Here is an 8,821-nt window from a genome sequence, read left to right as displayed (position 1 = left end):
TCACACGCCTTCCGTCCCTCGCTGGGGTCGACGGTCTGCCCAAATCCCCATAGCTCTGCGCCCGCCATCCCGCGGGTTCGTTCTTCCACGACTTTCGTACGCCTCGCGGCGCCCGAAACTCTTCAGGATTTCTGCCGGTCTGCTCTTGAAGGGCATAAGCATCGAAGCAGACGACTCAGCATCCTAGGCAGGCTATCCACGACCTGACCGGAGCGGCTCCATCCCGACTTGTCTCACCGCGGCTTCGGCCTTGTCGGACTGTAGAAAAGCAATCAGCTGTTTCGCCAGATCCGGGTTTTTGGCCGTCGCCCTCATTGCTGCGCTGAACGTTTGGACGAGTTGAACCTCGTCAGGAAGAACCCCAACCGGCTCGACGCCAGGAATATTGACGAGTTCGCTGATGGGACCCAACGCAAGATCAGCCTCGCCTGCTGCCAGCGCGGCGGCAGAGTCCGTTCCTCGTGGATAGACCTTCAAACGAACTTTGTCGGCGACGCCGAGCGCTGGAAGGATTTCCCTTTGGATGAAGAGGCCACTGGTGCTGGCCGGCATCACGACGAGGCGGGCATCCAGTAAGGTCTGGGTGAGCGCCGCAACTGAACTGACATCGGACCTCGGCGCGCCCGTCTGCACGGCAGCCGCGAGGGGGGCGGTCGCAAGTTCGGCAATCGAGCCCTCGGCGATCAGGTTCGCGTCGATGAGTTCATGAAGCCCTTCGTTGGACAGGATGACGACATCGACCTCGGCACCATGGTCAAGCTGGTAGCGTATCGTCTTCGGGCCACTTCCTTGCGAGGCCCCCGACCGCGTCTCGATCTTGATGCCTGTCTCCTGCTCGAAGTCCGGGATCGCCTTTCGATAGGCTAGCTCGAAGCCCCCGGAGATCAGAACGGTGACCGTAGGTCTGCTATCGCTCGGCGAGGTCATGGTGTGGGCGTCGTTCAGTAAAAGGCGGAATGGCCACCAGCAGCATCCTCGGTAGCGTTTGATGGATCTGCTTGCCACCCCAAGCCGGGACCAATGCGTATCTGGGGCATGGCCGGTTTCGGGAGGCGGGGACACGCGTTCGACGCAGCCTGGTTGAGTCGGAAGCGGGATGACCACTCAAGGTGGATTTTAGCCAGTCCACTTTCGGTAAGATCTTCGCCGAAGCGACCACCATCTCACGCATCCCCCGCCACCTCAGTTCATTCCGTCCTCGACATCAAATCCTCATGCGATCAACTAGGACCCTGAGACCTCCGGAGACATGCCGCCGGCTCGGATAGTAGAGGAATAGGTCGCCCTTCACTGGGCACCAATCCTCTAAACACAGGACCAGCGTCCCGGCATCGAGGTACGGCCTGGCGCGATCCTCCCAAACGTAGGCGAGGCCGCCTCCCTTGGTGGCCACCTCGATCATCAGGCCCTGGTCATCGAGGGTGATCGGGCCGTCGACTTCGACCTCGATAGCCTCGCCCCCCCGCTCGAACCGCCAGTTGAACATCTTGCCGCTGGGGAAGCGGTACCGGATGCCGATGTGGCGGGCGAGGTCGCGCGGGTGCTCCGGACGCGGGTTCTTACTCAGGTAATCCGGCGAGCCCACCACGACGAGACGCTGCACCGGGCCGATCCGGACGGCGACCATGTCCCGGGACAGGACCTCGCCGAACCGAATGCCGGCGTCGAAGCCCTCCTCGACGATGTCGATCAGGCGGTCGGTCGCCACGACGTCGAGCTTCAGACCTGGGTTCTCCTCGATCAGCGCGACCATGACGTCGCGCAGTAGGAAGGGGGCAATCGAGGTCGGCAGGTTGATCCGAACGGTGCCGAACGGCGTCTCCCGAAAGGTGTTCAGGCTCTCCTGGGCCCTCGCGATCTGCTCGAAGGCGGGTAAAAGCTCGGCTAGGAAGCGTTCGCCCGCGTCGGTCAGGGCGACGGATCGGGTCGTACGCTGGAGCAACCGAACGCCGATGCGCTCCTCAAGACTGCGGATGGCATGGCTGACCGCCGAGGAAGCGACGCCGCGCTCCGTCGCGGCCTTGCGGAAGCTGCGATACCTGGCGACCGCCAGGAAGGTCGACATCTCACCGAGTTCGCTCGCGCGCATTGTTCTGTCTCATTCAGCACCGCGCGCTGAAACTAGCAGGTTATCGCAGCAGTCTCCCACCCCTAGGTTCGAGACACCAGCCCATTCCCGATGCGAGGGAATGGCATCGGCGACAGGAAACGGCTCATGACGCGCATCGTACGATTCCATGAGATCGGCGCACCCGACGTCCTTAAGGTCGAGGACGTCACGGTACCGGCGCCAAAGGCCGGCGAGGTCCAGATCAGGGTCAGGGCGATGGGGCTGAACCGCGCCGAGGTGATGTTCCGGACCGGCCAGTACGTCACCGAGCCGACCTTTCCGGCCATCCTCGGGTACGAGGCCGCGGGCACCGTCGAGGCACTTGGACCGGAGATCCAGGGCTTTGCAATCGGCGATGCCGTCAGCGTGGTCCCCTGCTTCATGCTGGGGGAGTATGGCCTCCACGGTGAACTCGTGAACGCACCGGCCATTGGTGTCGTGAAGCACCCGGACACGCTGTCCTGGGAGGAGGCGGCCGCCGCCTGGATGATGTTCACGACTGCCTACGGCGCCTTGGTCGACATCGCCGACGTCAAGGCCGGCGAGACGGTGCTGATCCGCGCCGCGTCCAGCAGCGTCGGGCTCGCAGCCATCCAGATGACAAAGGCCCTAGGCGCCATTCCCGTTGCGTTGACCCGGCGCAGCAGCAAGCGCGACGAGCTCCTGGCCCATGGCGCCGCGCACGTCATCGCCACGGAGGAGCAGGACCTCGTCGCCGAGGTGATGCGGATCACGGACGACAAGGGCGCCCGTGTCGCCTTCGACCCGGTCGGCGGACCGGAGGTCGGTAAGATCCTTGATGCCTTGAGCACCCTCGGGATCTTCTTCCAGTACGGCGCACTCGACACCACGCCCATCACGATCCCGGTCCTCTCGCTGCTCGGCAAGAACCTGACCGTACGCGGCTACCAACTCTTCGAGATCACCAAGAACCCGGAGCGCCTGAAGAAGGCCAAGGCGTACATCGTCGAGGGCCTCGCTTCGGGGGCACTCAAGCCGGTCATCGCCAAAACCTTCAAGCTCGATGACATCGTCGAGGCGCACCGGTTCATGGAGAGCAACGAGCAGATCGGAAAGATCGTCGTCACGGTCTAGCCGCAGCACGAGGGCTCAGCCAGCCCGCCGATGGGGAAGCGTCCGCTTACGGAAACCGGATGCCCCCTGCGTTCCGGCGAGGTTGGGTCGGAGCCGGATCATGGCGAAGCCGACGAGCCTGGCTCTTGCAGTCGTCCGCGCTGCCAGACCTCGATGATCCGGGTGCTATTCGCAATGTCCTCGGACGGGTCCGCGGAAAGGATGATGAAGTCGGCACGGCGTCCGGCTTCCAGCTGGCCGCGATCGCGGAGGCCGAGAAGGTCGGCAGCCTGCGACGTTGCTATGTTCAACGCTTCCATGGGCGTGAACCCGGCCTGCACCATCAACATCAACTCGCGGTGTTCCGCCACGCCCGGGACCCGCTCGGGCGCCGCGCCGCTGTCGGTCCCGAATCCGATCCGGACACCAGCGTCCTTCAAAACTCTCAGATTGGCAAGGTTCATGGCCAGGGAGTCGCGGGCGCCCTGCGCCTTGGTGCTCGAACGCGTGTCACGTTGCCAAACGGGGTCGTCGAACCGAGCCTTGAGGTCGTGCGAGAGTGCCGTCCTGACAAAGGGCGTCTGTGCCCAGGGCGGCGCATCGGCGTAGGCGAACGTCGCTTCGTCGAGGGCGAGTGTCGCGATGTACCAGGTGTGGCGAGCCTCAAGCAGCGTAACGAAGTCCGGATCGACCGGCTTGTCGCGGACGCCGTGCGCCAACACGTCCGCCCCGGCCCGGACGACGGCACGCGCGTCTTCGAGGTCGTGGACATGCGCCGCGACCCGCAAGCCTAGGCGATGAGCCTCGTCGATCACCGCTGCGTAGACGGCCGGCTGCATCTTGGCCGGCACTGAGCCCCCGAAGTCGTCGAGCCAGAGTTTCACCATGTCGGTGCCGCGCTCCTTCATCGCGCGGACCGCGTCGCGGCCCTCTTCGGCGGACGCCGGGCGGAAGAGCTGATCTGGGCTTACGCGGACCATCGCTTGGGGCGGTCCCCCATCGGGAACGCCAATGCCGCGATCGACGCCGAACAGGTCGGCGCCGGGAATGCGTCCGGCATGCGCCTCAGCACGGATCTCAGGCATGATCGCCCCATTGAGCCCAAGGGCCATGACCGTGGTGACGCCCCGAGCTGTGTAGGCTTTGAGCTGAGCGAGGATGTTCTCACGCGTGTAGTTTTGGGCGCCCACGTCGACACCGTGCACGATGCCGACATGCGAGTGGTCCGAGATCAGCCCTGGCATGATCGTGCGCCCATGCAGGTCCCGGATCTCGGCATCGGACGGCACCACGACGGTCGTGCGTGAACCCGCAGTGACGATGCGCTCGCCGCCGACGATCAGCACCGCGTCTTCGATCGGTTTAGACGATTGACCGTCGATCAGCCGGACCCCGGTGAAGGCGAGCGGTCTTGCGGCTGCATCGTCAACGCAGGACAGGGTCGTGGTAACGGCCAAGGCCGGCAGCAACGCATTCCATCGCATCGCATTATCCTCCCGGATCGATCACGGGACATTGCAGGTCGCTTTTGCTGGCGTACGACCTTGGATCCCGCGATAGGCTTTGTTCGTCGATCTGACGGGATGTCATCGGGTTTGTCGAGGCGTGCCGCTCGGTCCGCGCGCCTGGTCCATCACGACGAGCCCATGTGCGGGGGGGCCATGATGCAGCGGCGCGCAGTGCTATTCGGCATGGCAAGCCTCGCCACGATCCCACGCGCGCTGGCGCAGCAGACCGAGTCCGGGCTCCATCTGACTTTGGGGACGGCAACGCCGGGTGGTTCATTTCCGGCCTTTGGCCGAGCGCTGATTGCCGCCGTCTACGCTGTCGATCCGGGTTTGGTTGTCGAAGCGAAGATCACGAAGGGCTCGACGGAGAACCTCACCCTGCTCAAAGCGGGCAAGCTCGACCTCGCCCTCGTGCAAGGTGAGTACGCCTACGAAGCACTGGCTGCCCAGAGCGACGACGGCGATCGTTTATCGGTCGTGGCCCCCATCGACGCCTCGCCCGGCATGTTCGTCGTTCCAGCCGCCAGTCCGGTCCGAAGTGTCCACAATCTGCGCGGTCGTGCGGTAGCCCTCGGTACGCGCGGCTCGGGGTTCACGATCATGGGGCGGATCGTGCTTCAGGGTTCCGGCATCGATCCTGCGCGCGACATCACGCCGATCCTCCTCGACGATGCCGCCGACGGCGCCACTCAGGTTCTCGATGGTCGCGCCGCTGCGCTCTGGGGGGCGAGCCTTGGCTGGCCGGGCTTCAAAACTTTGGCGGAGGCCCCCGGAGGCGCCCGCTTCTTCGGCCCGGCGCCTGAGGCGATCCCGCAAATCCTGGCCCTTCGCGCCTCGATGCGTCCCCTGACGGTCCCGGCTGGTTCCTTCCGTGGGCAGGATGCCGAGATCGAGACGGTCGGCTCCTGGAGCTTCATCCTTGCCCGACCAGGCCTGGATGACATTGCCGTTGCCAGGCTCGTGCGGGCGATCGACCGCGGGCGGGAGACCTTGGCTCAAAACTATCCGCAGGGCCGCGAGAGCGATCCGCGAAACCTGGTCTCGAACGTGCCGGCAGGGTGGCTCCATCCGGCGACCGCCGCATATCTCCGAGAGGTCGGCGCGGCTCCGAAGTGATCAACGTACGACCGTTGCCGAGTTGCTGCATCCAGGGCCAAGCCGAAGCGGGGAGACCCGCCTTTCGAACCGGTCGGTCCGCAAGGTAGCGCGAGATCAGCTGCGATCCGTGCACCGCCGTCACGGCGCTTGCACCGATGCTCTCGACATCACTGGCCGCTCCGCGATCGACCCGCACAAATCGCCGGAGACGATTTCTCGGCCGAGCGAGACGGGCGCCCCCGCCACGATCCCGTAGGTTCTCTGAGCCCCGACGCGATCCGTACGGCCGCCGGCATCGAGACGGCTGCGAAGTGGCTGGCGGGATCGCGCCGCGAAAAACAATGCGGCCCGAAGTTAAAGCCTGGTCGCTGGACGAACGCCGTCCGATGGCCCTCAATGGCACCAGACAAAGCGATCACGCCAGATATAAGATCGCTGGAGGAACCTGCATGCTGCGACGCCTTGCGGCCGTGGTCGCGATCGTTTTCGCCCTACCCGTCCATGCAGAGGAGCCACTACGCTTCGAGGTTGATCCGGCTTGGCCCAAACGCCTACCGAACGACTGGATCATGGGGCAGGCCGCCGGCGTTGCCGTCGACGCGCAGGACAACGTCTGGGTCGTGCAGCGGCCACGGACGCTCACTGACGACGAGAAGGCCGCAAGCCTCGATCCGCCGCGGACCCGGTGCTGCAAGCCGGCACCGCCCGTCCTTGTCTTCGACCAGGCCGGCACGCTGCTGAAGTCCTGGGGCGGCCCAGGCCAGGGCTACGAATGGCCCACGAATGAGCATGGCATCCACATCGACCACAAGGGCTTCGTCTGGCTAGCGGGGAACGGCGACACCGACGGCCAGATCCTGAAGTTCACCCAGGACGGCCGGTTCGTCCTGCAGATCGGCAAATCGGGCGCGCAGACGGACAGCCAGGACGTCTCGCGCCTCGGCAAGCCTGCCGCAATGCAGGTCGATCCCGAGACCAACGAGCTTTACGTCGCCGACGGTTACTACAACCATCGAGTCATCGTGTTTGACGCCGAGACGGGCGCGTTCAAGCGGATGTGGGGCGCTTACGGTAAGCCGCCGACCGACGAGAAGCTCGGCCCCTACGATCCCGCGGCTGCGCCGGCAGCGCAGTTCCGCAATCCAGTCCACTGCGTCCAGATCGCCCGTGACGGGCTGGTCTATGTCTGTGACCGGACCAACAACCGCATCCAGGTCTTCCACAAGGACGGCAGCTTCGTGAAGGAGATGTTCGTCGAGCGCGGCACGCGGGCCAACGGCGCGGTGTGGGAGCTCGCCCTCTGGCCCGACGAGCACGAGACCTACCTAATTAACGCCGACGGGGCGAACAACGAGGTTCGCACGCTCAGTCGCGACACCGGTGAAATCCTCGGTCGCTTCGGACGCAACGGCCGGCAGGCGGGCGACTTCCACTGGGTCCACAACCTTGCCGTGGACTCCAAGGGCAACGTGTTCACCACCGAGGTCGACACCGGCAAGCGCGCCCAGAAGTTCCTGTTCCGAGGCGACATGGTTCTGCGAAAACGCACGGTCGCACCGTGAGGACCCCGCCATGATGATCGCCGACTCGGATCCGAATCCGCCGAACGCGTGTACCTGCTGCCTGCCGCGCCGCGGCTTCCTGCGCGGGCTCGCTGGCGGCAGCGTCGCCGCCCTGGCCGCGCAGTCCGGCTCCGCCGTGGCTCAGGGCGTCGTCGAGCGTGCACCCTACACAGGCCTCGTGATCGATTGTCACGGGCACTACACGACCGAACCGCCTGCGATGCTGGACTGGCGCAAGCGCCAGATCGACGCGATCAACGACCCCGCGCAATCGCCTGCACCCTCGTCCTTGACCGTGAGCGACGACGAGGTGCGAGGGAGCGTGGCCGACCGGCAGGTCAAGCTCCAGACCGCGCGCGGCATCTCGCTGGCGCTGTTCTCGCCGCGGGCCGGCGGCATGGGACATCACATCGGCAACGCCCGCACCAGCCTCGACTGGTCGATCGTGTCCAACGACATGATCCACCGCGTGGCGACGCTGATGCCGCGCAACTTCGTCGGCGTCTGCCAGCTCCCGCAAACGCCGGGCGTATCGCCGAAGAATTGCACGGCGGAACTCGAGCGCTGCGTGCGGGAGCTCGGCTTCGTCGGCTGCAACGTCAACCCGGACCCGTCGGGCGGCTTCTGGACGGATCCGCCTCTGTCCGACCGGTTCTGGTATCCACTCTGGGAGAAGATGGTCGAGCTCGACGTGCCCGGCATGATCCATGTCAGCGCCTCGGCCAACCGCAACTTCCATGCGACCGGCGCCCACTACATGAACGGCGATACCACCGCCTTCATGCAGTTCGTGACCTCCGACCTGTTCAAGGACTTCCCGACCCTGCGCCTGATCATTCCCCATGGCGGCGGCGCGGTGCCGTATCACTGGGGCCGCTACCGCGGACTCGCGCAGGACCTGAAGCGGCCGCCGATCTCGGAGCTGATGCGCAACGTCTTCTTCGACACCTGCGTCTACCACCAGCCCGGGATCGACCTCCTTTTGAAGGTCGTCCCGACCGACAACGTGCTGTTCGCCTCCGAGATGGTCGGCGCCGTCAACGGGATCGATCCCGAGACCGGCTACGCCTTCGACGACACCAAGCGTTACGTTGAGGCCGCCGCGATCCCAGACGCCGACCGCGCTAAGATCTACGCGCGCAATGCGCTTCGGATCTATCCAAGGCTGGCAGGCCGACTGACCGCTGCAGGGGTAATGCCGTAGCAGGCACGCAAGGGTGAACCCTCGCCTAACGCCACCAGTACTCTGGGTGAAAAGAACGCAACCCGGAACGCCTTGATGCTACTGCCGCCGACGTCGGATTCGCCAAACAGTCCATCCATTTGAGCCGGGGCCGCGCTTAGAGCCTGTTTGAGGCGGTTTCATTTAGGCTGGGTTGTTGAGGGCGTTGGCGGCCATCAGGCTGGCGACGCAGGCGAGGCGACCCGTTGCGACGTCAAGGCGACCGGCGCGCTCGCGGTGTAGGCCG

7 protein-coding genes are annotated in these 8,821 nt (G+C 65.2%); 4 read left to right on the top strand and 3 right to left on the bottom strand.

The genetic code is table 11. The features are described from left to right. Positions 1-192 precede the first annotated feature (192 nt). A complete protein-coding gene (locus FV234_RS24290; protein ID WP_147832181.1) occupies positions 193-927 on the bottom strand; it encodes a substrate-binding domain-containing protein in 735 nt (244 codons plus the stop codon). A 277-nt stretch (positions 928-1,204) separates the two neighbouring features. Beyond that, a complete protein-coding gene (locus FV234_RS24285) occupies positions 1,205-2,089 on the bottom strand; it encodes a LysR family transcriptional regulator (RefSeq protein ID WP_147832179.1) in 885 nt (294 codons plus the stop codon). A gap of 126 nt (positions 2,090-2,215) precedes the next feature. Here FV234_RS24285 and FV234_RS24280 point away from each other — a divergent pair, with 126 nt between their 5' ends. After that, positions 2,216-3,205: a zinc-dependent alcohol dehydrogenase family protein gene (locus FV234_RS24280; RefSeq protein ID WP_147832177.1), complete on the top strand. Its 990-nt coding sequence runs from the start codon at positions 2,216-2,218 to the stop codon at positions 3,203-3,205. A gap of 98 nt (positions 3,206-3,303) precedes the next feature. Here FV234_RS24280 and FV234_RS24275 read toward each other — a convergent pair whose 3' ends face one another. Then, positions 3,304-4,668, bottom strand: coding sequence for an amidohydrolase family protein (locus FV234_RS24275; RefSeq protein ID WP_147832175.1), 1,365 nt, complete (start codon positions 4,666-4,668; stop codon positions 3,304-3,306). Positions 4,669-4,845: 177 nt separating this feature from the next. Here FV234_RS24275 and FV234_RS24270 point away from each other — a divergent pair, with 177 nt between their 5' ends. The 3 genes from FV234_RS24270 (at position 4,846) to FV234_RS24260 (ending at position 8,556) form a co-directional block, all read left to right on the top strand. Then, positions 4,846-5,808 (top strand): TAXI family TRAP transporter solute-binding subunit, encoded by a 963-nt coding sequence (locus FV234_RS24270; protein ID WP_246686300.1) that lies wholly within the window; start codon positions 4,846-4,848, stop codon positions 5,806-5,808. A gap of 431 nt (positions 5,809-6,239) precedes the next feature. Beyond that, entirely contained in the window at positions 6,240-7,352 is a 1,113-nt protein-coding gene (locus tag FV234_RS24265; RefSeq protein WP_147832185.1) for a hypothetical protein, read from the top strand. Positions 7,353-7,365: 13 nt separating this feature from the next. Then, positions 7,366-8,556 (top strand): amidohydrolase family protein, encoded by a 1,191-nt coding sequence (locus tag FV234_RS24260; protein WP_147832183.1) that lies wholly within the window; start codon positions 7,366-7,368, stop codon positions 8,554-8,556. Positions 8,557-8,821 lie beyond the last annotated feature (265 nt).

It is taken from the genome of Methylobacterium sp. WL8, from assembly GCF_008040045.1.
Classification (GTDB): Bacteria; Pseudomonadota; Alphaproteobacteria; order Rhizobiales; family Beijerinckiaceae; genus Methylobacterium; species Methylobacterium cerastii.
This window is presented reverse-complemented; position numbering and strand designations above follow the sequence as displayed.

Bases quoted from the DNA above. Each gene is read 5' to 3' on its own strand.
- FV234_RS24290 (WP_147832181.1), bottom strand. From the start codon at position 927: ATGACCTCGCCGAGCGATAGCAGACCTACGGTCACCGTTCTGATCTCC.
- FV234_RS24285 (WP_147832179.1), bottom strand. From the start codon at position 2,089: ATGCGCGCGAGCGAACTCGGTGAGATGTCGACCTTCCTGGCGGTCGCC.
- FV234_RS24280 (WP_147832177.1), top strand. From the start codon at position 2,216: ATGACGCGCATCGTACGATTCCATGAGATCGGCGCACCCGACGTCCTT.
- FV234_RS24270 (WP_246686300.1), top strand. From the start codon at position 4,846: ATGATGCAGCGGCGCGCAGTGCTATTCGGCATGGCAAGCCTCGCCACG.
- FV234_RS24275 (WP_147832175.1), bottom strand. From the start codon at position 4,668: ATGCGATGGAATGCGTTGCTGCCGGCCTTGGCCGTTACCACGACCCTG.
- FV234_RS24260 (WP_147832183.1), top strand. From the start codon at position 7,366: ATGATCGCCGACTCGGATCCGAATCCGCCGAACGCGTGTACCTGCTGC.
- FV234_RS24265 (WP_147832185.1), top strand. From the start codon at position 6,240: ATGCTGCGACGCCTTGCGGCCGTGGTCGCGATCGTTTTCGCCCTACCC.